The 23,668-nt window shown below is 75.9% G+C and carries 15 protein-coding genes; 12 read left to right on the top strand and 3 right to left on the bottom strand.

All coding sequences use genetic code 11. From position 1 onward, the window contains the following. Window positions 1-74: 74 nt before the first annotated feature. Window positions 75-2,354 carry an immune inhibitor A domain-containing protein gene (locus tag ACFY0O_RS17285; RefSeq protein ID WP_388947504.1) on the bottom strand — a complete coding sequence of 760 codons (2,280 nt, stop codon included), beginning with the start codon at window positions 2,352-2,354 and terminating at the stop codon, window positions 75-77. Between the two features lie 168 nt (window positions 2,355-2,522). On the opposite strand from ACFY0O_RS17285, the gene ACFY0O_RS17280 reads away from it, so the two are divergent. From ACFY0O_RS17280 to ACFY0O_RS17240, 9 genes are all read left to right on the top strand, one after another. Next, on the top strand, window positions 2,523-3,791 hold the full coding sequence (locus ACFY0O_RS17280; RefSeq protein ID WP_388947503.1) for a hypothetical protein: 1,269 nt from the start codon (window positions 2,523-2,525) through the stop codon (window positions 3,789-3,791). Continuing rightward, window positions 3,788-5,869, top strand: coding sequence for a hypothetical protein (locus tag ACFY0O_RS17275; RefSeq protein ID WP_388947502.1), 2,082 nt, complete (start codon window positions 3,788-3,790; stop codon window positions 5,867-5,869). The genes ACFY0O_RS17280 and ACFY0O_RS17275 overlap by 4 nt, the downstream gene beginning before the upstream one ends. 119 nt (window positions 5,870-5,988) lie before the next feature. Further along, window positions 5,989-7,056, top strand: a complete 1,068-nt coding sequence (locus tag ACFY0O_RS17270; protein WP_388947501.1) for an AAA family ATPase — start codon at window positions 5,989-5,991, stop codon at window positions 7,054-7,056. Further along, on the top strand, window positions 7,053-11,099 hold the full coding sequence (locus ACFY0O_RS17265) for an SAV_2336 N-terminal domain-related protein (RefSeq protein ID WP_388947500.1): 4,047 nt from the start codon (window positions 7,053-7,055) through the stop codon (window positions 11,097-11,099). Before ACFY0O_RS17270 ends, ACFY0O_RS17265 begins: the two co-directional genes overlap by 4 nt. A 90-nt stretch (window positions 11,100-11,189) precedes the next feature. Continuing rightward, a complete protein-coding gene (locus ACFY0O_RS17260; RefSeq protein WP_388947499.1) occupies window positions 11,190-11,330 on the top strand; it encodes a hypothetical protein in 141 nt (46 codons plus the stop codon). 155 nt (window positions 11,331-11,485) lie between these two features. Then, entirely contained in the window at window positions 11,486-13,525 is a 2,040-nt protein-coding gene (gene fusA, locus ACFY0O_RS17255; protein ID WP_388947498.1) for an elongation factor G, read from the top strand. Between the two features lie 680 nt (window positions 13,526-14,205). Further along, window positions 14,206-15,489, top strand: coding sequence for an MFS transporter (locus tag ACFY0O_RS17250; protein ID WP_388947538.1), 1,284 nt, complete (start codon window positions 14,206-14,208; stop codon window positions 15,487-15,489). A gap of 92 nt (window positions 15,490-15,581) precedes the next feature. Next, window positions 15,582-16,004 carry a CBS domain-containing protein gene (locus tag ACFY0O_RS17245; RefSeq protein ID WP_388947497.1) on the top strand — a complete coding sequence of 141 codons (423 nt, stop codon included), beginning with the start codon at window positions 15,582-15,584 and terminating at the stop codon, window positions 16,002-16,004. A gap of 26 nt (window positions 16,005-16,030) precedes the next feature. Beyond that, entirely contained in the window at window positions 16,031-16,288 is a 258-nt protein-coding gene (locus ACFY0O_RS17240; RefSeq protein WP_388947496.1) for a DUF6213 family protein, read from the top strand. An 80-nt stretch (window positions 16,289-16,368) separates the two neighbouring features. On the opposite strand, the gene ACFY0O_RS17235 is transcribed toward ACFY0O_RS17240, so the two are convergent. Both ACFY0O_RS17235 and ACFY0O_RS17230 read right to left on the bottom strand, forming a co-directional pair. Next, window positions 16,369-17,793: an amino acid permease gene (locus ACFY0O_RS17235; protein ID WP_388947537.1), complete on the bottom strand. Its 1,425-nt coding sequence runs from the start codon at window positions 17,791-17,793 to the stop codon at window positions 16,369-16,371. Window positions 17,794-18,075: 282 nt separating this feature from the next. After that, complete coding sequence (locus tag ACFY0O_RS17230; RefSeq protein WP_388947536.1) at window positions 18,076-19,056, bottom strand: hypothetical protein; 981 nt, start codon at window positions 19,054-19,056, stop codon at window positions 18,076-18,078. A 381-nt stretch (window positions 19,057-19,437) separates the two neighbouring features. Between ACFY0O_RS17230 and ACFY0O_RS17225 the strand changes: the two genes are divergently transcribed. From ACFY0O_RS17225 to ACFY0O_RS17215, 3 genes are all read left to right on the top strand, one after another. Beyond that, complete coding sequence (locus ACFY0O_RS17225) at window positions 19,438-20,874, top strand: FGGY family carbohydrate kinase (RefSeq protein WP_388947495.1); 1,437 nt, start codon at window positions 19,438-19,440, stop codon at window positions 20,872-20,874. After that, window positions 20,871-22,274: an FAD-dependent oxidoreductase gene (locus tag ACFY0O_RS17220; protein WP_388947494.1), complete on the top strand. Its 1,404-nt coding sequence runs from the start codon at window positions 20,871-20,873 to the stop codon at window positions 22,272-22,274. Before ACFY0O_RS17225 ends, ACFY0O_RS17220 begins: the two co-directional genes overlap by 4 nt. Before the next feature lie 152 nt (window positions 22,275-22,426). After that, a complete protein-coding gene (locus tag ACFY0O_RS17215; RefSeq protein ID WP_388947535.1) occupies window positions 22,427-23,629 on the top strand; it encodes an NAD(P)/FAD-dependent oxidoreductase in 1,203 nt (400 codons plus the stop codon). Window positions 23,630-23,668 lie beyond the last annotated feature (39 nt).

Raw genomic sequence — 23,668 nt, 5'->3', positions numbered from 1 at the left:
CGCACGACGAGCGCCCCGCCGGGGGGTCCCGGCGGGGCGCTCGTGCGTGGGGGTCCGGGGTCAGAGGTCCGGGGTCAGGGGGTCGACGGGGAGAGCTGGAGGGTGGTGGTCGTCGCGGACTCGCGCAGCACCTGGAGGCGGGTGCCGGTGTCGGGGACCTTGACGCCCAGCTGCGGGAGGTCCGCGTTCCAGTAGGAGCCGCGGTGGTCGTCGAAGACGGCGACACCCGGGCGGGAGGGGAGCGTCAGGGTGCTGCCGGTCCGGTGGAGGGTGACGCGGTCGGAGGGGCGGGTGGAGAAGGTCGCGTCGAAGGTCTGGGCCCGGGCGTTGACCAGGGTGCCGTCGGGGAAGCGCAGGGCCTCCGGGCGGGCGTCGACCGGCAGGATCAGGCCCGAACCCGGGTGCGCCTTGGTGGTGTTGTCGCTGTAGGCGGTGTCCCAGAGCCACAGCAGGACGCCCTGCTGGTAGGGGTAGAACTCGACCCGGTTGCCGGTGGAGGTGAAGTTGTACGGGCCGGTGCGCAGGTAGGAGCCGTAGCCCGTGTAGCGGCGGTTCTCCGCGAAGTAGGCGCGCGGGTGGGACTCCGTGCCCGTGCGGCCCTCGGTACGGGACCACTTGCGGGCCGTCCAGTCGCCGGCGGCGTTCTCCGCGCCGTCGGCGAAGAGGGTGCGGCCGTCGGCGTCGGAGGTGACGCGCAGGTCGTCGAAGGTGGCGCCGCGGCCGTGGGTGTTGCCGTCGGAGGTGGCGCGGAAGCGGATCGCGGTGGTGCCGGCCGGGAGGGGGACCTTGAGCTCGGTCCAGCCGGCCGAGGTGCCGGAGACGCCCTTCGCCGGGATGGCCGTCCCGTTCACCGTGCCGGGCAGCGGGGCCCAGGTGGCGCCGCCGTCGGAGGAGCCTTCGACCGTGAGGAAGTCGAAGTCCTGTTCCGTGTCGTACCAGAGGCGGGCGTCGAGGGTCGCGGGGCCGCCGGAGAGGTCCACGGCGCGGGTGAGGGTGTTGTCCATGAAGTCACCGGTGCCGCTCCACCACTGGCTCGCGCCCTCGTACGGGTCGGTGAGCTCGGTGCGTGTCGTGGAGGGCGGGAGGTGGACCAGGAGGGCCTGGGGGTCCTGGGTGTGGTAGCCCGAGACGCCGAGGGTGGCACGGGTGCGGCGGCCCGCGTCGGCCTCCGTGTAGTCCAGCCAGCCCAGCTGGAGCTTGCTCCACGGGTCCAGGTCGCCCGGGAACCGGCCCGTGGTGTTGGGGCCCTTGCCCAGGTAGGAGGCCGAGGACATCAGGGACCAGAAGTTGACGGCGTTGTCCCCGTCCGAGCTGTACAGGTCGGGCAGGCCCAGGTCGTGGCCGAACTCGTGGGAGAAGAGGCCCGCGCCGCTGTTCTCGCCGCCGGTGAGGTAGTCGCCGGCCCAGATGCCGGTGTCGCCGACCGGCGTGCCGCCCGCCTTGTTGCCCGCCGGGCCGGCGGTGCCGGCCTGGTCCCAGTACGCGAACCAGCGGTGGGCCCAGATCGCGTCCTTGCCCTGGTCGCCGCCGCCCCAGGTCTGGTCCTTGCCCGCGTGGACGACCACCAGGTGGTCGAGGTAGCCGTCCGGCTCGTCGAAGTTGCCGTCGTGGTCGGCGTCGTAGCGGTCCCACACGTCGTACGGGGCGAGCTCGGCCTTGATCTCCTCCGTCGTACGGCCCTTGGCGCGCTCGGAGTCGTACCAGGCCTTGGTGGCGTCGCGCACCAGGTCCCAGTTGGTGCGGCACTGGCCGGTCTCGGTGCACTTGTCGGTGCCGTAACGGGCTTCGTTGTAGGGGAGCTTGACCCAGTCGGTGACCGTGCCGTCGAGGTCGTAGCGGCCGGAGGACTGGAGGTCGTAGTAGGCCCGCATCGAGGCCGCGCCCGGGTCGGCGGAGAAGAACTGCTGCCGGTAGAAGTCCCGGTCGAAGTCCTTGCGCCAGAGGGTGTGGTTGTCGTCCGCGGGCGGCTTGGCGATGGTGTTGTGCAGGGGGCCGGGGGTGCCGCCGAAGCGGGGGTCCGTCTCGTCGCCGAATTCGGCGAGGATGACGAACACCTTGTCCTTGCGCTCCTGCGAGAGCTCGACGTACTGGTCGCCGATCTTCGCGGTGCGGGGGGCCGGGCCGACCCGGCGCGCACCGCTGCCGGCGCCGCCGCCGGCCGCGACGCCCTCCATGGCCTGACGGCGCAGGGCCTGGCGCCGGAGTTCCAGGGGCGCGGGCGGCGGGGCGGCCTCCTGCCCGGTCTGCGGGGCGGCGGGGGCCGCCGGGGGAGGGGCGGCCGCCTGGGCGGGGGTGGCGAGGAAGGCGAGAGCGGCGAGGGATATCGCCGCTCCCGCCGCGGCAAGTCTGCGCAACGGGGGCGACCTTTCCGGGAGTTCGGTTCTCGAAGCGCAGGTAATATTTCACATGTCACAGGTGACGGCTAGGGGGTGAACTTCGCATTCCCCGCACCCCGTTCGCCGCGCGGCGCTATCGTGCCGGGCGGGGGCAGACGGGCCGGCGGACGAGGGGGCGGTACGGCGATGCGGTTTCTGTTCGTTCACGGCACGGGAGTTCGGCGCGACCGGCACGACACCCTCTTCGCGCTGGTGCGCGAACGGCTCACCGAGCGCTTCCCCGGCGCCGCCGTCGACTCCTGCTTCTGGGGCGAGCGCTTCGGAGCCGCCCTCGGCTCCGGCGGCCGCTCCGTCCCGGGACCGCGCACCGCCGCGGCCGCGCACGCCGACGCGGCCGACACCGAGACCGCCGAATGGGGCCTGCTGCTCGCCGACCCGCTGTGCGAACTCCGGGTCCTTGCGGAGGCCGGCTGGGACACCCGCGGCCCCGGGGCGGGCTCCGACGCCGGGGGCGACCCCTTCGCCCTGCCCGGTGTCCAGCCCGCCGGAACCCGCGTCCTGGACCTGCTGCACCGCTTCGCCGAAGCCCCCTACGGCCCCCGCGGCGAGGGCGGCGAGCTCCGCGCCCTGCTGGACGGCACCGGCCTCGCCCCCGGGTTCCGCCCCGCCCTGCGGGCCGCCGCCGGCTCCGCCGAGGCCGCCCGCGCCGGGGCCCGCGCCACCGCCGAACCACAGGCCCGCGAGCTGGCCACCGCCCTCGCCCGGTCCGTCACCGCCGGAGCCCTCGCCACCGCCGGGACCGACGCCGACTGCACCGCCGCCGAACGCGACCGGCTCGTCGAACTGCTCACCGCCCGCCTCGGCGGCGGCGCCCGGGTCCCCGGCGCCCGCGCGGCCGCCCTCCTCGGCCGGCTCGCCCTGCGCGTCTCCACCCAGCCGCTGCTCAACGCCTGGCGCGGCTCCCTCACCGCCGGCGCCACCCCCGCCCTCGGCGACATCCTGCGCTACCAGGCCCGCGGCACCGAACTGCGTTCCTTCCTGCACGCCGGCATCACCGCCGAACCGGGCCCGACCGTCCTCATCGGCCACAGCCTCGGCGGCATCGCCCTGGTCGACCTGCTCGCCCTGGAGGCCGCCACCGGCGGGCCCGTGCCCGGCGCCGAACTCCTGGTCACCGTCGGCTCGCAGGCCCCGTACCTGTACGAACTGGGCGCCCTCACCGCCCTCCCGTCCGGCAGCGCCCTCCCGTACGGCTTCCCGCGCTGGCTCAACGTGTACGACCGCCAGGACGTCCTGTCCTACGTCGCCGGGCCCGTCTTCCCCGGCGACCCCCGCGTCACCGACCACGAGATCCGCAGCCGCCAGCCGTTCCCCGCCTCCCACAGCGCCTACTGGAAACAGCGGTCCCTCTACGAGCGCATCGAACGGGCGGTGGCCGAAGCGGGCATCGGGTGACCCACCCCGGACTCCGGCCGGACACCGACCTGGAACTCCCGCCCCCCACGATGGACTTACCCGACGCCCTGGTACCCCGGCGCACCTTCGCCCTCGTCGCCGGGGTCGAGCGGTACGGCATCAGCCACCACTGGAACCTGCGCGGCCCCGCCCGCGACGCCCTGCGCTTCGCCCACTGGCTCACCGGCCCCGGCCAGGTACCGGCGGCGAACGTCCGGCTGCTGCTCTCCCCGCTCGACGACCCCGGCCGGCTCGACTGGACGGCCTCCCCGGCCCTGGCCGAGCTGCGGGCGGCATGGCGGCCCGCCACCGAGGCCAACGCCAAATCCGCCCTGCTCGAAGAACTCCCGCAGTGCGACGGCGACCTGCTGTGGATCTTCTGGGCCGGCCACGGCTACCTCGGGCGCGGCGGGGAGCTGATGCTGCCCTGCGCCGACGCCGGACCCGGCCAGATCCGCCACCTCAACCTCGACTCCGCGCTGCGCTGGTGGAAGACCGACCTGGTCGCCCACCGCAGGTTCCCGCTCCAGGCCGCACTGGTGGACGCCTGCCGGGTCGACGCACCCCGGGACACCCGGTGGAACTTCGGCAGCAGCGACTACGGCGGCGGCGCCACCGTCCCCGGGCGGCGGCAGTTCCGCCTCTACGCCTCCCGCGAGGGCGAGGCCGCGCAGAACGACGCCGAACGCGGCGCCGGCCGGTTCACCGAGGCCCTGCTCGCGGAACTCGGCGACCGGTCCGTGCGCGAGGGCGTCACCGGCCTACCGGAGGCCGCCCGCCGCATCCACCACGCCTTCCAGGGACTGCGCGAACGCGGCGAGGGCTGGCAGCTGCCCCAGTTCATCGTCGACCGGGACTGGGACGCCGGCTCCTTCCTCGACGACGGCCCCTTCGGGCCCGCCCTGCCCCGGGCCGCCCGCCTCGACCAGACCGGCTGGGACGGACTCGGCGAGCTGTTCGAGGGCCGCGCCCTGCCGCGCTGCGCCTACGAGGCCTACGCGTGGGCGTTCAAGGAAGCCGGCTGCGCCGCCCCCGTCCACCACGGGCTGCCCGCCGACAGCCTCCTCGACCTGGCCGCCGACCTCGACGAACGCCAGGGCGGCCGCGGCGGCATGCCCCTGGCCGTGCCCTTCGTCCACTACCTCGCCGACCGCGCCGCCCGCCCCGCCGCAACCCCGGGCGGCCTCGGCGACCCGGTCTGGGCCGCCCGGCTCGCCCGGTGGGTCCGCGCCGCCCGCCGACGCCTCGCCCTGCCCGTGCTCCGCCCGCCGCCCGGCCCCGCCCGCCAGGCCGCCCTGCACGTCCGGCTGGAGTCCCCGCCCGGCGGCGAGGACGGCCTGCTCGCCCGGATGTGGCTGCGCGGCGAACACACCCGCCACGTCTGGGAGTCGGAGGGAGACCCGGTCACCCCGGCCGTGGTCCGCGCCGAACTCCTGCGCCAGCTCGCCCTGTCCGCCGCCGCGACGGGGCGGGCGGACGGCGCCGGGCAGCCCGCCGAGGGCATCGCGCGGATCGAGTTCCACGTGCCGTACGAACTGCTGGAGACGGACTTCGACCAGTGGCCCGTCCCCCGCGGCCCAGGCGGCCGCACCCGCCCCCTCGGCATGCTCTACGAGGTGGTGGTGCGCTGCCCGCAGGAACGCGAGGACACCCGCACCGAATGGCGGGCCAAATGGCGCTGGATGCACGCCCAGGGCGGCCGCCACCCGGACACCGTACGGGTCGTGGAGGACCCGGAGGTCACCGACGCGCTCGGAGTGCAGCTGGGGGCCCGCACCGCGCCCGCCTGCGTCCTCGGGCACGCCTCCGCGGCCCGCAACGAGGCCCTGCTGGAAGCGCTCCTCGAAGGGGGCGTCCCCGCCGCCGTCTGGCAGCGCGGCGGCGGCGCACCCGCCGGTGGCCTGCCCGCCCGGCTCTCCCCCGAGGCCCTGCCGGGCGCACCGGCGGTGCTCGGACTGCCCGCCCGCGTGCGCGAAGTGCGCCGGGCGGCCGCCGGGGGCGCGGCCGAAGGGGCAGACCGGCTGGTGCTGTTGTGGGACGATCCCGACGACACGATCGACCTCCGGTCCCTGCTGTGATCCCGACGCCCCCCGCCCCGTACCCCCCGGTGGCCCGAACGGCTCCGCTGGGCAGACGCGTTCACCCCCGACTTGACGCATCTCACGCACGAGTTCACGTACGACCCCACGCGACGCAGATGGAGGCAGAGGCAGTGGCGAAGGACTGGTGGCTGTACCAGGGCGCGGGCCCGGGCGAGGACCGGCGCGCCCGCCTGGAGGCCGGACCGCCGCCGCCCTGGCGGGACTTCACCGGCCGCCCCGACCCGGCGTACGCGCCGCCCGGCTGTACCGGGGAGGCCTGGGAACGCACCCGGCGGCGCGGCGAGGGCTACGTCCCCGACGAACCCGAGAAGGACGTCGTCAACACCGCCCTCCACCTGCGCCGCCCCCTGCTCGTCACCGGCAAGCCCGGCGTCGGCAAGTCCACCCTCGCCTACAGCATCGCCGCCGACCTCGCCCTGGGCCCGGTCCTGCACTGGCCGATCACCAGCCGCACCGTGCTGCGCGACGGCCTCTACCTCTACGACGCCATCGGCCGGCTCCAGGAAGCGGGACTGGAACAGGTCCGCCTCCCGGGCGCCCCGGCCACCGGCCCCGCCGCCCCCACCCCCTCCATCGCCCGCTACCTGCGCCTCGGCCCGCTCGGCACCGCCCTGCTGCCCCAGCGCCGACCGCGCGTCCTGCTCATCGACGAGATCGACAAGAGCGACATCGACCTGCCCGGCGACCTCCTCACCGTCTTCGAGGACGGCGGGTTCGTCATCCCCGAACTCGCCCGCCTCGCCAAGGAGGAGCCGACCGTCGCCATCGGCACCGACGACGACCCCGACGCCGGGGTCGCCGTCACCCAGGGCCGCGTGCAGTGCGGCTACTTCCCCGTCGTCGTCCTCACCAGCAACGGCGAACGCGACTTCCCGCCCGCCTTCCTGCGCCGGTGCGTCCGCCTCCACCTGGACGCCCCCGGCCCCGGGAAACTGGCCAGGATCGTGCGCGGACGGCTCGGCATCGACATCACCGCGGCGGACGGCGCCGAGTACCGGGACCTCGTCCACAGCTTCCTCGAACGCGCCGACGACGGAGACCTCGCCACCGACCAGCTCCTCAACGCCATCCAGCTGCGCCTCGCCGGAGCCTGGTCGGCGCCCGCCGACCGCGACCGCTTCCTCGCCACCGTCATGCAGCACCTGACCGGGCCCACCGCGTGATCGAGGAGCTCCTCGCCGCCCTCGCCGAAGGCGCCGAGGCCGGCGCGGCCCCGCGCACCGCCGTCGGGGCCGAGGAGATCGCCGACATCCTGTGGCTGGCCGCCCGCGTCGACCCCGCCGCCGCCGGAACCCGGGCGTCCGCCCCGGCCGCCGACGGCGCCGAAGCCCCCGCCCCGCCGCCCGCCCCGCCCGAACCGCCTGCCGGACCCGCTCCCGCACCGGGCGCCGGCCCGGACCGGCTGTTCCCCGCCCCCGCCCGCCCCGGCCCGGCCGCCGGCCCCGCCGACGGCGCGGCCGGCCGGCGCGGCGTACCCCTGCGCCTGCCCCGCACGGCCTCCCTCGACGACCCGCTCGGCCTCATGCGCTCCCTGCGGCCCGTCGGACGCCGCTCCATCGGCGGCCCCGGCGAGGAGCTCGACGAACAGCTCACCGTCGAGCGCAGCATCGAGGCCATGCTCCCCACCCCGGTGCTGCGCCCCGCCGAGAGCCGCTGGCTGGACCTGGCCCTGGTCGTCGACGCCCACCCCTCGATGCTGCTGTGGGCCGACCTCGTCGCCGAACTGCGCGGCGTCCTCACCCGCAGCGGGGTCTTCCGCGACGTACGCACCTGGCAGCTGGGCGGTACCGGCCGGGGCGGCACCCCCCAGCTCGCGCGGGGCCCCGACGGGCCGCCCCGCAACCCCCTCGAACTCGCCGACCCGGCCGGCCGGCGGCTGATCCTCGTCCTCTCCGACACCGTGGCGGGCGGCTGGCAGGAGGCCCCGCTGCGCGCGGTCCTGCGGCACTGGAGCAGCCACAACGCCGTGGCCGTGCTCAACGTCCTGCCCGAACGGCTGTGGACCCGGGGCGCGGTGCGGCCCGTGCCCTTCGCCGTCCGCTCCGACCGGCCCGCCGCCGCCACCCGCTCCTGGCAGCGGGTCCCGGCCGCCCGGCGGGCCCGCGGCGGCGGGCCGGTGGTCCCCGTCGTCGGCCTCGCCTCCGGCAGCCTGGCCCGTCTCGTCCGGGTGGTGTCCGGCGACGGGCGCTGGCGCCGCCTCGCCTGCCTGCGGCTCGACGTCGCCGCCGCCGCTCCGCCGCAGGCCCCGCCGCCGCAGGGCGCGGCCGACCCGCTGGAGCTGGTGGAACGCTTCCGGGCCGGCGCCTCCCCGACCGCCCAGCGGCTCGCCGCCCACCTGGCGGCCGTACCGCTGACCCTGCCCGTGATGACCCTGGTCCGCCGCTCCCTGCTGGGCGGCTCCGAACACGGCCACCTGGCGGAGGTGGCCCTCGGCGGGCTGTTCGCCCCGTGGCAGGGGCAACAGCGCCCCGAGGAGGCCGAGTTCGAGTTCCTGCCGGGCGTACGGGAGGTGCTGCTGGGCTCCCAGTTGCGCGGGGACGTGGCGGCGGTCCGGGAACTGGTGCGCCGCCGGGTGTGGGAGTACATGTCCCGCAACCGGGGCACGGGCCCCGACTTCTCCGCGACCCGGGTCACCACGGGGACGGAGGGCCGGCGGCTGGTCCCGGAGGGGGCGCTGCCGTTCGCCGAACGCGGGCCGGAGCCGGAACGGGGCCCGGCCGGGGAACGGGGCGCCGGGGAGCGGGGCTCGGCCCGGGAACGGGGCTCGGTCGGCCGGGTGGTCCGGGTCGGTTTCGAGCCGTACAGGGAGCCCGGGGAGGCCGGGGAGGTCGGGGTCCTGCTCGCGCCGAGGCTGGTGCTCACCGTCGGGCAGACCTCGCGCCCGGGGGAGACGGCCGCATGGGTCAGGGCGGGCGGCCGGGAGTTACCCTGCCGGCCGGTGTGGTGGGACGACGCGAGCCCGCCCGTCCTGCTGCTGGAGAGTGAGGCCGACCTGGTCGACCCGGCGGGTTTCGTCCCCCAGCCGTGGGGGACGAACCCGGCCGGCGCCGGGGAGCGCGTCCGCGTGGACGGGGCGACGGAGGAGGGAGCGCCGGCCGCGCTGACCGCAAGCCTGGTCCGCGACGGCGGGGCGGCCAACGGGGAACTGGTCCGGCTCTCCCCGGATCCGGACCCCTGGACCCACTTCGTCGGCGCCCCGGTGTCCCACGGCGGCCGGCTGCTCGGAGTCGTGCACACCGTGCACCGCGACCGCCTGGTGTTCCTGAAGGCCGCCGCCCTGCTGGACCAGCCCGCCTTCCGCGCGGCGCTGGACGGCCACCCGGCGGCGGCCCCGTACCGGGGCGGCGCCGCCCCGGGCGGTCCGCAGGTGACCGTGGACGTACGGGTGGGCCAGGGCGCCGTGCCGCGCGGCAGCTCGGCCGGGGCGGAGCTGCGCGACCTCCTGGCCCGGCTGCTGACGGACGCCCAGGTCCGGGGCATCCCGGTCGGCGGAGAGGGTTCGAGGACCCTGCACGTGCTCCTGGACGACCCCGGAGCCCTCGGCCGCGCGGGGCGGCTGCTCGCGGCACTGCCGGCGACGCTGGCCCGGTACGGGGACGGGCCCGGGCAGGGCGTCTCGCCGCCGCTCGCCCTGGTGCTGGGCACCAGGGACCCGGAGCATCCACTGCCGGAACCGGAACGGCTGGTCGACCACGACCTGATCGGGGAGCGGCTGCGGAGCGCCCGGCGGGGCCGGACCGGGCGCCTCCTGCTCGTCCTCTCCCAGCGCCTGTACGAGGAACTCGGCGCACTGCTCGGCCCGACCGCGCTGAGCGTGCTCACCCCGCTGGGGGACGGTGCCGGGGCCTGGGTGTACGAGGCTGGCCCCCGGCAGCTGGCGGAACTGCTGACGGAGGCCGACGAGTCCGCGCGCGGCAGGACGGTCAGCTGGCTCCGGTGCCGCTTCGGCGCCTCGGACACCGACCCGCTGGGCTGCCCGGGCATCCGGGCGCCGGACCGCGGCGCCTGCCTGGCGCACCTGCCGCGAAGGGAGCAGGAAGCGGTGCTGGGCGCCCTCGGTCCGGGCTCGTCCGTCGACTTCCGGGGGATCCCGCTCACCCAGGCCCTGGTGCGCCGGGTCCTCGACGCGGTGCGGGAGCCGGGCACGGGTCAGATCACGCTCGGCGCGGCGGCCTTCGCGCAGGCGCGCTTCGTGGACGGCTGGGAGGAGGAGGGGGTGGTGTTCACCGGGACCGCCGACTTCTCGGACGCCGCCTTCGCCGGCCCGGTGGACTTCTCGGGGTCGGTGTTCCGTGCGGACGCCTCCTTCGACCGGGCCGTCTTCGAGGACACGGTGGGGTTCCCGTACAGCAGGTTCGAGGGCCGGGCCGGCTTCCGCCGGGCGGTCTTCCGCCGGGGGGCGCACTTCACGCAGGTCACCTGGAGGGGAGACGTCTCCTTCCACAGCGCCCTGATGGGGGACTTCCACCGGCTGCGGCGGGTGACCGTGGAGGGGGAGGCCGACTTCCGGCACATGCGGTCCGAGGTTTCGACGCTGCTGGAGGACTCCACCCTGGCCGGGCCCGTGCGGTTCGAGCACGCCGTGTGGAGTGGCTCCCTGTCGGTGGCCGACACCCGCTTCAGGGCGTCGGCGGTCTTCGACCACGCGCTGTGCGAGGGGACCGCCCTGTTCCGGGCCGCTCGCTTCAACGGCCCGGCCGGCTTCGACTCCACTGTCTTCAGGGGGACGGCGAGCTTCTCCATGGGGGCGTTCGAGGAGGCCGCCGTCTTCTCCGGAGCCGCCTTCGACGGCCGCACCTCCTTCGCGAGCACCGTGTGCGCCGGTGGCGTGTCCTTCGACGGCGCGGTCTTCTCCGGCTCACTCCTGTGGCGTGACATGACGGTCGAGAACGGGCCGAGCGACTTCGCCGGTGCGCTGTTCCGCGGGTCGGCGAGCTTCCTGCGCACCGAGTTCGTGACCGACACCGGCTTCGACGGCGCGGTCTTCGACGGCACCGTCTCCGTCGCGGACTCCACCTTCCGGGCCGGACTCACCTTCGACGGTACGGTCTTCAACGCCCGAACGGAGTTCACCGGCGTCAAGTTCCCCGGTCCACCGCCCCTTCCCGGCGACTGGTCCGCGAGAAGGTCCGACCCGGGCCTGTGGCACATCACTTCACCGCACCCCGCCACCGACCTGGAAAATGCCGCCCCCGACGGCACCTGAGGCAGCGTCAATTTGCATCCCCGGCGCGCCTTCTCGTCCGGGGCCGCGAAAATCCGGTGCCCCCGGCGGCGCGCCCTGCCTACACTCGCCGTGCGCGCCGCCGAACCGGCCGCCCGCCTCATGCCGTCGGACGAAGAGAAGGGGAACAGGGCCATGCGCACGCACACCGCCACCGCCCTCGTTCCCCCGGTCCGGTACGACGTGATCCCGGTGTCCCGCGCCGCGCGGTAACAGCTGCGCGGCTGTCACCGTACGCCCGTGAGGCCCGTACGCCCGCCCCGAAGCAGGGCGCGCGTACGGCGGTCCCGACCTCGCACCGGCGCTCGTCGCCCACGGGAATCGCGCTGCCCCACCCAAGATCCTCGGCATCCGAAAGGCCCCGGGCCATGCGCACTCGCACCCACACCGACCCCCTCGCCGCCGTCCGCAACCTCGGCATCCTCGCCCACGTGGACGCGGGCAAGACGACCGTCACCGAACGGATCCTGTTCGCCACCGGCACCATCCACAAGCGCGGAGAGGTCCACGACGGAACCACCGTCACCGACTTCGACGCCCAGGAACGCGCACGCGGCATCACCATCTTCGCCGCGGCCGTCAGCTGCGCCTGGGCCGGACACCGGGTCAACCTGATCGACACCCCCGGCCACGTCGACTTCGCCGACGAGGTCGAGCGTTCCCTGCGCGTCCTCGACGGGGCCGTCGCGGTGTTCGACGCCGTCGCCGGGGTCGAGCCGCAGAGCGAGTCGGTGTGGCGGCAGGCCGACCGGCACGGCGTTCCGCGGATCGCGTTCGTCAACAAGCTGGACCGTGCGGGCGCCGACCTCGACACCGCGGTCGCCTCCCTCCGGGACCGGCTCGGCGTCGTCCCGCTGGTCGTCCAGCTGCCCGTGGGCCGCGAGGACGCCTTCACCGGCGTCGTCGACCTGCTGCGGATGCGCGCCCTGCTGTGGGGCGCGGGCGCCGACTCGTACGAGACCGCGCCCGTCCCCGAGGCGCTGCTGGAGGAGGCGTCGCGGCGGCGCCGCCTCCTGGAGGAGACGGTGGCCGAACTCCACGCGGAGGCCCTGGAGGAGTTCTGCGCGACGGGCTCCCTCGCCGAGCCGACGCTGGTCCGGGCCCTGCGCGAACTGACGCTCGCGGGGGACGGCGTCGTGGTGCTGTGCGGTTCCGCGTACCGCAACCGCGGGATCGAGCCGCTGCTGGACGCGGTGGTGGCGTACCTGCCGTCGCCGGCCGACATGCCGGCCGTGCAGGGCCGCCCCGCCGACCCGGCCGAGCCGCTGGCGGCGCTCGCCTTCAAGGTGACGGTGACGCCGACCGGACGGCTGACGTACGTGCGCCTCTACGCGGGCACCCTGCGCAAGGGCGACACCGTACTGGACCCCGGTACGGGCAGGACGGAGCGGATCGGGCGGATCCTGCGGGTGCAGGCCGACCGGCACGAGGAACGGGAGGAGGCGGTGGCCGGTGACATCGTGGCCGTGATCGGGCCGAAGGCGGCCCGGGCCGGCAGCACCTTGTGCGCGCCGGGGGCCCCGCTGCTCCTCGAACCGCCGTCCGTGGCCGACCCGGTGGTGTCGGTGGCGGTCGAGGCGGGCCGCAGCACCGACACCGGCCGGCTCTCCGCCGCGCTGGCCCGGATCGCCGAGGAGGACCCCTCGCTGGTGGTCCGGACGGACGCGGAGACCGGGCAGACCGTGCTGTCGGGGCTGGGTGAGCTCCATCTGGAGGTCGCGGTGGAGAAGATCCGCCGGGACCAGGGTGTGGAGGTCGTCGTGGGTCGTCCCCGGGTCTCCTACCGGGAGACCGTGGTGGCCGGGGTGCGCGGCCTGGTCCACCGGCACGTCAAACAGGACGGCGGGGCGGGCCAGTTCGCCCATGTGGTGATCGACGTCGAGCCGCTGGGCGAGCCGGGCTTCGCGTTCCGTTCGACGGTCGTCGGGGGCCGGGTTCCGGCGGAGTACGCGCGGGCGGTGGAGGCCGGCTGCCGGGACGCCCTGGCCGAGGGGCCGCTCGGCGGGCACCCGGTGACCGGGCTGCGGGTCGTCCTCACCGACGGGGCGACCCACTCCAAGGACTCCTCGGAGCTCGCCTTCCGCGCGGCCGGCCGGTTCGCGCTGCGGGAGGCCCTGCGGGTGAGCACGCTGGAGCTCCTGGAGCCGGTCGCGGAGGTCACCGTGACCGTCCCGGACGAGTCCGTCGGCGCGGTCCTCGGCGACCTCGCCGCCCGGCGCGGCCGGGTCACGGGCTCGACCGGCCGGGCCGGGACCTCGGTGGTGACGGCGACGGTGCCGCTGGCCGAGCTCTTCGGCTACGCGTCCCGCCTGCGCGGCCGCACCCAGGGGCGCGGCACTTTCACCACCCGCCCGGCGGGGCTCGCCCCGGTCCCGGCGGGGGTGGCCGCGACCCTGCCGGCGCGCTAGGGGCCCCGCGGCGGGGGCGCTGGGCCCGCGCTCGAAATATCTTGACGTCGAGATAGTGGAGGGGGCAGGCTACGTCGCGGTATCTCGACATCGAGATACTTCCGGACGGGGGAAGGCGGAGGCCCGGCATGGGGCGGCGCGGCACGGCAGGTCACCACAAGAGCGAGGGCACGGCCGACAACGGCGCCCCCACCCCGTCCCCCGGCCCGGCCGGCCCGGCCGCCCCCGGCCCGGCCGGTCGGGCACTTACCGATCCGGTCGCGCAGGCGCTCACTGTCCCGCCCGGCCAGGCGCCCACGGGCCCGTCCGGGCAGGCGCCCAGCGGCCCGGCCGGCCAGGGGCCCAGCGGCCCGTCCGGGCATGCGCCCAGCGGCCCGGCCGGCCAGGGGCCCAGCGGCCCGCCCGGCCAGGCGCTCACTGGCCCGCCCGGGCAGGCGCCCAGCGGCCCGCCCGGGCAGGCGCCCAGCGGCCCGGCCGGCCAGGGGCTCACCGGCCCGTCCGGGCAGGCGCCCAGCGGCGCGGCCGGCCAGGCGCTCACTGGCCCGTCCGGGCAGGCGCCCAGCGGTCCGGTCGCGGACCCGGCTGCCCGGGCTGCCTGCGCGGGTCCGGCTGCCCGCGCGGATCGGGTCGGCCGCGCGGGCTCGGGGGCCGGCGGGGAAGGCGGCGGGGGGCCGCGTGGTCTGATCGGGCAGCTGCGGCGGCCACCCGGGGGCCGCGACGCCCGGATCATGCTCCTCGGCCAGCTCCTCGACCGCACCGGAACGGGCGTCTGGGCCGCCTCCTCGGTCCTCTTCTTCACCTTCGTCGTCGGCCTCGACGCCGGACGCCTCGGCCTCATGCTCGGCATCGGCGCCGTCGCCGGCATCGCGGGCTCCCCGCTCGCCGGCCACCTGGCCGACCGGTACCCCGTACGCCCCCTCCTGATCGCCTGCCACCTGCTGCGGCTCGCCGCCCTCTTCGCGATGCTCGTCGTCACCCGCTTCGAGCTGCTCCTGCTCATCGTCGCCCTCACCCACCTCGGCGACCGCGCGGCCAAGACCCTCGAGATGCTGTTCGCCACCCGGGTGGCGGGCGAACGCCGCGCCACTTACCAGGCCCTGTCGCGCAGCGCCGCCAACGCGGGGTACGCCGTCGGCGCGGGCATCGCCGCCATCGGCCTCGCCGTGGGCACCCGGGGCGCCTACGAGGTCCTCATCCTCGGCAACGCCCTGTCCTTCCTGGTCGCCTCGGTCCTGGTCTGGCGCACCCGGGAACCGCACGGCCACGGCCGCCTGATCGCCGCGGCCGGCCCGGAGGGAGAGGGCCCGGAGGGAGAGGGCGGGGCGGGGCCCGGGGCCACGCCCTCCGCCGCCCGCCGGAGCCCCTGGCGGGACCGCGGCTACCTCCGCTTCGTCCTGCTGGACATGCCGCTCAACCTGGACGACTCGCTCCTGAACGTCGGCCTGCCCCTGTGGCTCGTCCACCACACCGACGCCCCGCACGCCGTCGTCCCGGCCTTCCTCGCCCTCAACACCGTGCTCGTCGTGGTCCTCCAGCTCGCCGTCTCCGCGAAGGTGGGCACCGCCCGCCAGGCGGCCGGCGCCGTCGGCTGGTACGGCCTCTTCCTGTTCGCCGCCTGCGCCCTCCTCGCGCTCACCCCCGCCCACGCCCCCTGGGCCGCCACCGCCACCCTGCTCGGCGCCGCGGCCCTGGTCACCGCCGCCGAGCTGGTGCGCTCGGTGTGCTCCTGGGAACTGGCCGTCTCGCTCGCGCCGCAGCAGGCACGCGCCTCCTACCTGGGGGTGGCCGGGATCTCCCCGTCCGCCCAGAAGGCCGTCGGACCGCTGCTGCTGACCGGCGCCGTCATGGCCGCGGGCCCGGCGGGCTGGCTGGCCCTCGGCGCCGGAGTGGCGGGCCTGGCCCTGGTCCAGCGCCGGGCCGCGCTCGGCCGCCTGGACGCAGCCCTCCCGGCCCCCGCCGTCTGAGCCCGCCGCCCGCGCCCGGCGCGAAGGGAGATTGCCCCGGCCCGGGGCGGGTAGCCGCCTGCTGGGGACCCCGTCCGACCGTGGGAGGAGCCATGGCCCGTCGTGTGCGCGAGGTGATGACCAAGAACCCGGTGACCGTCGAGAAGACGACCTCGCTCGCCGAGGCGGCGAGGGTGATGCGGGACGCCGACATCGGCGACGTCCTCGTCGTCGACGCGGGCCGGCTCCGCGGCATCCTGACCGACCGGGACCTCGTCGTCCGGGCCATGGCCGACGACCGGGACCCGTCCGAAACCCCGGTGCAGGCCGTCTGCACCACCGACCCGGTCACCGTCGGCCCCGACGACGGGGTCGACGAGGCCCTCGCCCTCATGCGGCGCAAGGCCCTGCGCCGCCTGCCGGTGGTCACCGGCGACGGCGGTCTCGTCGGCGTGGTCACCCTGGGCGACCTGGTGGTCGAACAGGACCCGGGCTCGGCGCTCGCCGCGATCGCGGCGGCCGCCCCCGACAGTTGAAACGACGCAGCGGAGGAGGTGTCGCCATGAACGCGTACGTACCCCTGGTCTCGGTGGCGGACGGTGGACTGCTGATCCCCGCCGACGAGGTCACGGCCCTGCTGCGGCGCCTCGCGGGCGGCTGGCTGCACTCGGTGTACGACGAGGAGACCGAGCTCGACCCGGGCACGACCCTGGGCCTGGCCAACGTGCTGGTGGAACTGGCCGACCAGATCGACGTGGAGTGCATCGGCTTCATGCCCCTGGCGGACGAAGGCCCGGAAACCCCCGGTCCGCCACCGTGAGGCCCGCGCGGGCCGTCGCCCGCGCACGTACGCCCCGGCGCGGAAGGCGCCGGGGCGTACGTGGGGGACCTACGGGGGGATCAGACGATGCCCTCCGCGATGTCCGCCTGCTCGCGGGCGGTGCCGTAGGCGGCCGGGGTGCTGTACGAGCGGCGGGCCGCGTACCACCAGACGCTCGCGAGGACCAGGACGACCGCCAGCGCGATCACCGCGTAGTTCATCGACTCGACCGTCACCGGGGACTTCTGCGGCAGGCAGAACAGGACGGTGACCACGGCCACCCACACGACCGCGATCCAGCCGATCGGCCGGCTCCAGCGGCCCAGGCTCCAGGGGCCGGGCTCGAACCGGTCGCCGGCGCGCAGCCGCAGGTAGATCGGGATCGCGTAGGCCGGGGTGATGCCGATGACGTTGATGGCCGTCACGGCGCCGTACGCGGTCGCGGACCACAGCGAGGGCAGGGCGAGGACGCCGGCCACGGCGACCGAGAGCCAGACCGCCGGGACCGGGGTCTGGGTGCGGCCGCTGACCTTGCGCCACAGGGCCGAGCCGGGGAGCGCGTTGTCACGGCTGAAGGCGAAGACCATCCGGCTGGCCGCGGCGACCTCGGCGTTGCCGCAGAACAGCTGCGCCACGATGACGACGAGCAGCAGGGCCTTGGCTCCGCCGGCGCCCAGGGCGTCGAGGAAGATCTGGGCGGGCGGGACGCCGGTGGCGCTGCCCGCGACGGCCGCGTAGTCCTGGATGGCGAAGGTGAGCCCCGCCAGCAGCGCGAACCCGGCGAGCCAGGAGGCCCAGATGGCCCGGACGATGCCCTTGGCCGCGGAGACGGAGGCGTTGGATGTCTCCTCCGAGAGGTGCGCGGAGGCGTCGTAGCCGGAGAACGTGTACTGCGCGAGCAGGAGGCCGACGGCGGCCACGTAGAGCGGGCTGTTCCAGCCGGTGTCGTTGACGAACTTGGTGAAGACGAACGAGACCGACTGGTGGTGGTCGGGGACGAAGGCCAGGGCGCCGACGATCAGCGCGACGCCGCCCAGGTGCCACCAGACGCTGACGGAGTTGAGCACGCTCACCAGGCGGACGCCGAAGAGGTTGAGCACGGCGTGCAGCAGCAGGATCGCCAGGAAGATCAGGAAGGTCGAGCCGGCGGTGGGCTCGAACCCGAACTGGAGGTTCAGGAAGGCGCCGGTGAACAGGGCGGCGCCGTAGTCGATGCCGGCGATGGCGCCGAGCAGCCCGAGCAGGTTCAGCCAGCCCGTGTACCAGCCCCAGCGGCGGCCGCCGAGCCGGTCGGCCATGTAGTAGAGCGCCCCGGAGGTGGGGTAGGCGCTGGTCACCTCGGCCAGGGCGAGGCCCACGCACAGGACGAACAGGCCCACGCCGACCCAGCCCCACAGCATGACGGCCGGGCCGCCGGTGCCCAGGCCGAAGCCGTACAGGGTCATGCAGCCGGACAGCACGGATATGACCGAGAAGCTGATGGCGAAGTTGCCGAAGCCGCCCATCCGGCGGGCGAGGACGGGCTGGTAGCCGAGTTCCCTGAGCCGCTCCTCCTCGTCCTTGACGGGTGGGGACTGGTGGTCCGGGCGGGCTGCCGGCGTGGTGCGGGACACGGGGGTACCTCCGAGGGGGTCAAGACACGGGGACGGGGGAGGGGAGAGCGGGGTTGTGCGGGGGGTGTTGCGTGCGGGGCCGCCGCATGGGGGCGCGGCGGCGGGGGTGCTGCGGCGGGGCAGCGCGGCCGGTCGGCTCCGGCCGGTCGGCTCCGGCCGCTCGGGTCCGGCCGGTCAGCTCCGGTCGTCCAGGCTCCGGGACCTGGCGCGCAGGAAGACCTCCTCGGCCAGGGCCTGGTCCGCGGGGTCGCGGGTGCGCTGGGCCCACGGTGCGATGGACCAGTAGCCGCCCATCGCCTCGAAGACCCGGGCGGCGTCGCCGAACCGGTGGGCGCCGTACAGGGCGTGGGCGAGGTGGTTCAGGTCGAGCGGGGAGGCGTACGCCGGGTCGGCGTACGCGAACCAGGCGTCGAGGGCGTGCACCGCGTCGCGGATGGCGTCCTCCGCGACCCAGTGCAGGTCCAGCGCCCGCTCGTGGCCGCCCTCGCGGCGGTACCGCTCGACGTGGACGTAGAGCGGCAGGAGGTGGACGGCCGACCCGTGCGGGGCCGTACCGGCCGCCCATCGGGCGAAGTTGACGGCCTCGGAACGCGCGCCGGCCGTGCTCGTCTGCACGAACTGCAGCATCCGGTGGTAGGCCTCGCGGTTGTACGGGTCCCGCTCGTCGGCCTGCGCGAGGATCCCCCAGGGGCCCGGCGGCAGCATCGGGCCCGGCGGCGGCAGCCGGTGCTCCTCCATCTGGCGGTGCCCGTCGAGCAGGGCGAGGGCGAGCAGGCAGATCCAGGGCACGGGGTCGGCCGGGCTGATCGCGGCGGTGTTCCGGCAGGACTGCCAGGCCTCCTGCCACAGCTCGTGCGTACGGGGATGGCCCGCGCGGTGGGCGCGGACCGCGCGCTCGACGGAGACCCGGGTGTGCATCACGGCCGCGGCGGGGCTGGTGGGCTGCTCGGCCCGCCACGCCAGGACCACGTCGGAGCCGGCGGCGACCGCGGCGAGGACCTGGGTGCGCTGGGTCCACAGCCCCCAGCCCTCCGTGCGCTCCAGCAGCCGGGCCATCGACAGCCAGCGCCCGGTGCGCAGGTCCTGGACGGCGGCGCGCAGGTCGTCGTCGCGGCCGGCGGGGTGGTAGACGGGCCGGAAATCGCTGCCGGCCATCACCTCGTCCCGGGCGCGGTACGGCCGGTCCGGGCTCGTCTCGTCGTCATCGTGGTCACGGGGGTCATGGGGGTCATCGGGGTCCTCGGATCGCATGGAGGTACGGGGATGCGTGAACCATGCGCGAACTGTTCGGCGAACCCCCGCCGTTGACCCACGGACGGCGCCCTTACCGACCGTTGATCGGCGATCACTATAAGGCGAGTCCGGCCGTCCGCACCCGGAAACTTTTTCGAAGGTAAGTTTCAAGCCAAGAAAGGGTCGTGATGTGGCGTCAAATGCATCCTCGGGCCGCCGGACGGATCTTGACGGGCGCCCGGCCGCTGGGGAAGGCTTCCGACCGACATTCCATTGACCTGCCGGAACGCGGACGGAGTCGTGATGACGGGCCCGGTGCTCGCAGTTGACCAAGGCACCTCGGGAACCAAGGCCCTCGTCCTGTGCCCCGACCGCGGAGTCATCGGCTCCGCCTCCGCCCCCGTGCGCCCCCGCTACCTGCCGGACGGCCGGGTCGAGGTGGACCCGCGTGACCTGCTGCGATCGGTGGTCGACGCCGGACGGGCCGCCCTGGCGGACGCCGGCGAACCGGTGGTGGCGGTGGGCCTGGCCAACCAGGGCGAGACCGTGCTCGCCTGGGACCCGGCCGACGGCGAGCCGCTGACCGACGCCATCGTCTGGCAGGACCGCCGCGCCGCCGGACTCTGCGCCGAACTCGCCCCGCACGCCGACCTGCTGAGGGAACGCACCGGTCTGCCGCTCGACCCCTACTTCGCCGCCCCCAAGATGGCCTGGATACGCCGCCACCAGACCCGGCGGGGCGTCGTCACGACCAGCGACGCCTGGCTGGTGCACCGCCTCACCGGCGCGTTCGTCACCGACGCGGCGACCGCCGGCCGGACGCAGCTGCTCGACCTGGACACCGTCGCCTGGTCGCGGCCCGCCCTCGAAGCCTTCGGACTCGACGGCGAAGCGCTGCCGGCGATCGTCGACGCCGACACCCCCGTCGGCACGACCTCCGCCTTCGGCCCCGAACTACCGCTGACCGGACTGCTCGTCGACCAGCAGGCCGCCCTCCTCGCCCAGAGCGTCACCGAGCCCGGCGCCGCCAAGTGCACCTACGGCACAGGGGCGTTCCTGCTCGCCCAGACCGGGCCCGAGCCCCGCCGCAGCTCCGCCGGACTGGTCGGCTGCGTGGCCTGGCGGATCGCCGGACGCACCAGCTACTGCCTCGACGGGCAGGTGTACACGGCCGCTTCCGCCGTGCGCTGGCTCACCGACCTCGGAGTGATCTCCGGCGCCGAGGACATCGACACCGTGGGCGCGAGCGTCCCCGACTCCGGCGGCGTCACCTTCGTCCCCGCCCTCGCCGGGCTCGCCGCTCCCTGGTGGCGGGGCGACCTGCGCGGCTCCGTCACCGGCCTCGGCCTCGGCACCACCGCCGGCCACCTCGTCCGCGCCCTGTGCGACGGCATCGCCGCCCAGGTCGCCGAACTCGCCGACGCCGCCGCGGCGGACCTCGGCACCCCGCTCACCACCCTGCGCGTCGACGGCGGGCTGACCCGTTCCGCCCTGCTCATGCAGGCCCAGGCCGATCTGCTCGGGATCCCCGTCGAGGTGTCCGCCCTGCCGGACGCCACCGCCCTCGGCGCCGGCGCCGTCGCCCGGCTCGGCCTCGACCGCTCCCTCACCGTCCGCGACGCCGTACCCGACTGGAAGCCCTCCGCCGTCTACGAGCCCAGGGCCGGCGCGGACGAGGCCGCCGAGCGCCGCGCACGGTTCCGCACGGCCGTCGCGGCCCTGCTCGACGGCCCGGCATGAGCGTCACCCGGCGGGGCGCCCTGCCCGGCGGGGAGTACGACGTCACGGTCGTCGGCGCCGGCGTGGTCGGCTCCGCCATCGCCCGCGCACTGGCCCGGCTCCCGCTGCGGACCGCCCTCGTCGAAGCCCGCGACGACGTCGGCGACGGCACCTCCAAGGCCAACACCGCCATCCTGCACACCGGTTTCGACGCGGTACCCGGCTCCCTGGAGTCCCGCCTCGTGCGCGAGGGCAGCCGGCTGCTCGCCGCGTACGCCGCCGAGAGCGGCATCCCCGTCGAACCGCTCGGGGCCCTCCTCGTGGCCTGGGACGCCGACCAGCTGGCCGCCCTCCCCGGCCTCGCCGCCAAGGCGCGGCGCAACGCGTACCACGACACCCGCCTCCTCCCGCCCGAGGAGGTACGGGCCCGCGAACCCCACCTCGGGCCCGGTGTACTGGGCGCCCTGGAGGTGCCGGGGGAGTCGGTCGTCTGCCCCTGGACCACCACCCTCGCCTACGCGACCCAGGCGGTCCGCACCGGCGTCGACCTGCACCTGAACTGCCGCGTCGAGTCCGTCACCCCGGGCCGCCCCCACGTCCTGCACACCGGGCGCGGGCCGCTGCGCACCCGGCACCTGGTCAACGCGGCCGGACTGCACGCGGACCGCATCGACCGCCTCCTCGGCCACGAGGACTTCACCGTGACCCCCCGGCGCGGCCAGCTGATCGTCTTCGACGAACTGGCGCGGGACCTCGTACGCCACATCCTGCTGCCGGTCCCGACCGCGCTCGGCAAGGGGGTCCTGGTGACCCCGACCGTGCACGGCAAGGTGATGCTCGGGCCGACCGCCGAGGACCTGGACGACAAGACCGCCACCGGCTCGACCGCCGAGGGCATCGCCCTGCTCCGGGAGAAGGGCCGGCGGATCCTGCCCGCGCTCCTCGACGAGGAGGTCACCGCCGTCTACGCGGGCCTGCGGGCCGCCACCGGGTCCGAGGACTACGCCATCCGCGCCCACCCCGCCCAGCGGTACGTCACCGTCGGCGGCATCCGCTCGACCGGCCTGACGGCCTCGATGGCGATCGCGGAGCACGTGCTGGAACTCCTCGCCGAAGGCGGCCTGCCCGTCACCGGCGCCCGCGACCCCGAGCCGGTGCGGATGCCGAACCTGGGGGAGGCGTTCCCCCGCCCCTACCGCGACGCCGCGCTGATCGCGGCGGACCCGGAGTACGGGCGGATCGTCTGCCACTGCGAGCGCGTGACCCGCGGCGAGATCCGCGACGCCCTCGCCTCCACCATCCCGCCCGCCTCCCCCGAGGCCCTGCGCCGCCGCACCCGGGCCCGGGCGGGCCGCTGCCAGGGCTTCCACTGCGGCGCGGCCGTCCGCGCCCTGCTCGACTCCGAGGAGCCCCACCGGTGAACCACACGGACGCCCCGGACGACAGCGACCGCCCGCACGACGCGCCTCACCGCACGGCGCACCTGAACCACCCGGCCGGCACGGCCCGCCCCGACGGCTCGGCCCCTCCCCACGGCTCGGCCCCTCCCCACGGCTGGGCCAGTCCCGACGGCGTGGACCGGACCGTGGACGTCCTCGTCGTCGGCGCGGGCCCCGCCGGACTCGCCCTCGCCGCCCGCGCCGCCCGCGCCGGGGCCGGCCGGGTCGAGGTCCTGGAACGCGAGGACGAACCGGGCGGCGTCCCCCGCCACTGCCACCACGGCGGCTTCGGCAGCCCCCCGCTCCCCTGGCTCACCGGCCCGGCCTACGCACGGCGCTCGGTGGACGCCGCCCTGGCCGCCGGGGCCGCGCTCCGCACCGGCGTGACCGCCACCGGCTGGGCCGGACCGCTGACCCTGGAGACCACGAGCCCGTCGGGCCTGGAACGGATCACCGCCCGGGCCGTCGTCCTCGCCACGGGCGCCCGCGAACGCCCCCGCAGCGCCCGCCTGATCCCGGGAACCCGCCCCGCGGGCGTCTTCACCACGGGCGAACTCCAACGCTCGCTCCCACCCTCCTCGACCCGCCCCATCGGCCGCCGGGCCGTCCTGATCGGAGCCGAACCGGTGGCCCGCCACGCGGCCCGCACCCTCCGCCGCACCGGCACGGAGGTGGTGGCGATGCTCACGGAACACCCCCGCGCCACCGCCCTCCCCGGCATCCCCCTCCTCACCCGCACCACGGTGACGGAACTGCACGGCCGGGGCCGGCTCTCGGGCGTGGCCGTCCGCCACCAGGACGGCCGGTCGGGGTTCCTCGCCTGCGACACGGTGGTCTTCACCGGCGACTGGATCCCCGAGCACGACCTGGCCCGCCGCGGCGGCGTCCCCCTGGCCCCCGGCACCCGCGGCCCCGCCGTGGACTCCGCCTTCCGCACTGTCACCCCCGGGGTCTTCGCCGTCGGCAACGCCCTCCACGCCATCGAGCCCGCCGCCACCGCCGCCGCCGAGGGCGCCGCAGCCGCGACCCCCCTCCTGGCCCACCTGTCGGGCACCCCCTGGCCCACCCCCGGCCCACCCCTCCTGGTCCGCCCCCCGCTCGCCTGGACCACCCCGACCCACCTCACCCTCCCGGCCCGGGGCCCCCTCCTCCTGCGCACCGCAAAGCCCCTGACGGCCCCCACCCTGCACCTCCACCAGAACAACCGCCCCCTCTGGCACCACCGCCCCTGGACCCCCCTCACCCCCACCCACTCCCTCCCCCTCCCGACCCACTGGACGACCCGGGTGGACCCCCAGGGCGGCCCGGTGACCCTGACCATCACGGGCCGGGCGTAGTCGCGCTCGTACGGGCCCGGCGACAGGGGTCCGTGCGGT

The sequence above is a fragment of the Streptomyces sp. NPDC001594 genome, assembly GCF_042893675.1.
Lineage (GTDB): Bacteria > Actinomycetota > Actinomycetes > Streptomycetales > Streptomycetaceae > Streptomyces.
The sequence above is the reverse complement of the archived record's forward strand: the minus strand, read 5'-3'. Positions and strand labels throughout refer to the sequence as shown.

Bases quoted from the DNA above. Each gene is read 5' to 3' on its own strand.
- ACFY0O_RS17280 (WP_388947503.1), top strand. From the start codon at position 2,523: ATGCGGTTTCTGTTCGTTCACGGCACGGGAGTTCGGCGCGACCGGCAC.
- ACFY0O_RS17270 (WP_388947501.1), top strand. From the start codon at position 5,989: ATGGAGGCAGAGGCAGTGGCGAAGGACTGGTGGCTGTACCAGGGCGCG.
- fusA (WP_388947498.1), top strand. From the start codon at position 11,486: ATGCGCACTCGCACCCACACCGACCCCCTCGCCGCCGTCCGCAACCTC.
- ACFY0O_RS17245 (WP_388947497.1), top strand. From the start codon at position 15,582: ATGGCCCGTCGTGTGCGCGAGGTGATGACCAAGAACCCGGTGACCGTC.
- ACFY0O_RS17240 (WP_388947496.1), top strand. From the start codon at position 16,031: ATGAACGCGTACGTACCCCTGGTCTCGGTGGCGGACGGTGGACTGCTG.
- ACFY0O_RS17235 (WP_388947537.1), bottom strand. From the start codon at position 17,793: ATGGGCGGCTTCGGCAACTTCGCCATCAGCTTCTCGGTCATATCCGTG.
- ACFY0O_RS17230 (WP_388947536.1), bottom strand. From the start codon at position 19,056: ATGGCCGGCAGCGATTTCCGGCCCGTCTACCACCCCGCCGGCCGCGAC.
- ACFY0O_RS17225 (WP_388947495.1), top strand. From the start codon at position 19,438: ATGACGGGCCCGGTGCTCGCAGTTGACCAAGGCACCTCGGGAACCAAG.
- ACFY0O_RS17220 (WP_388947494.1), top strand. From the start codon at position 20,871: ATGAGCGTCACCCGGCGGGGCGCCCTGCCCGGCGGGGAGTACGACGTC.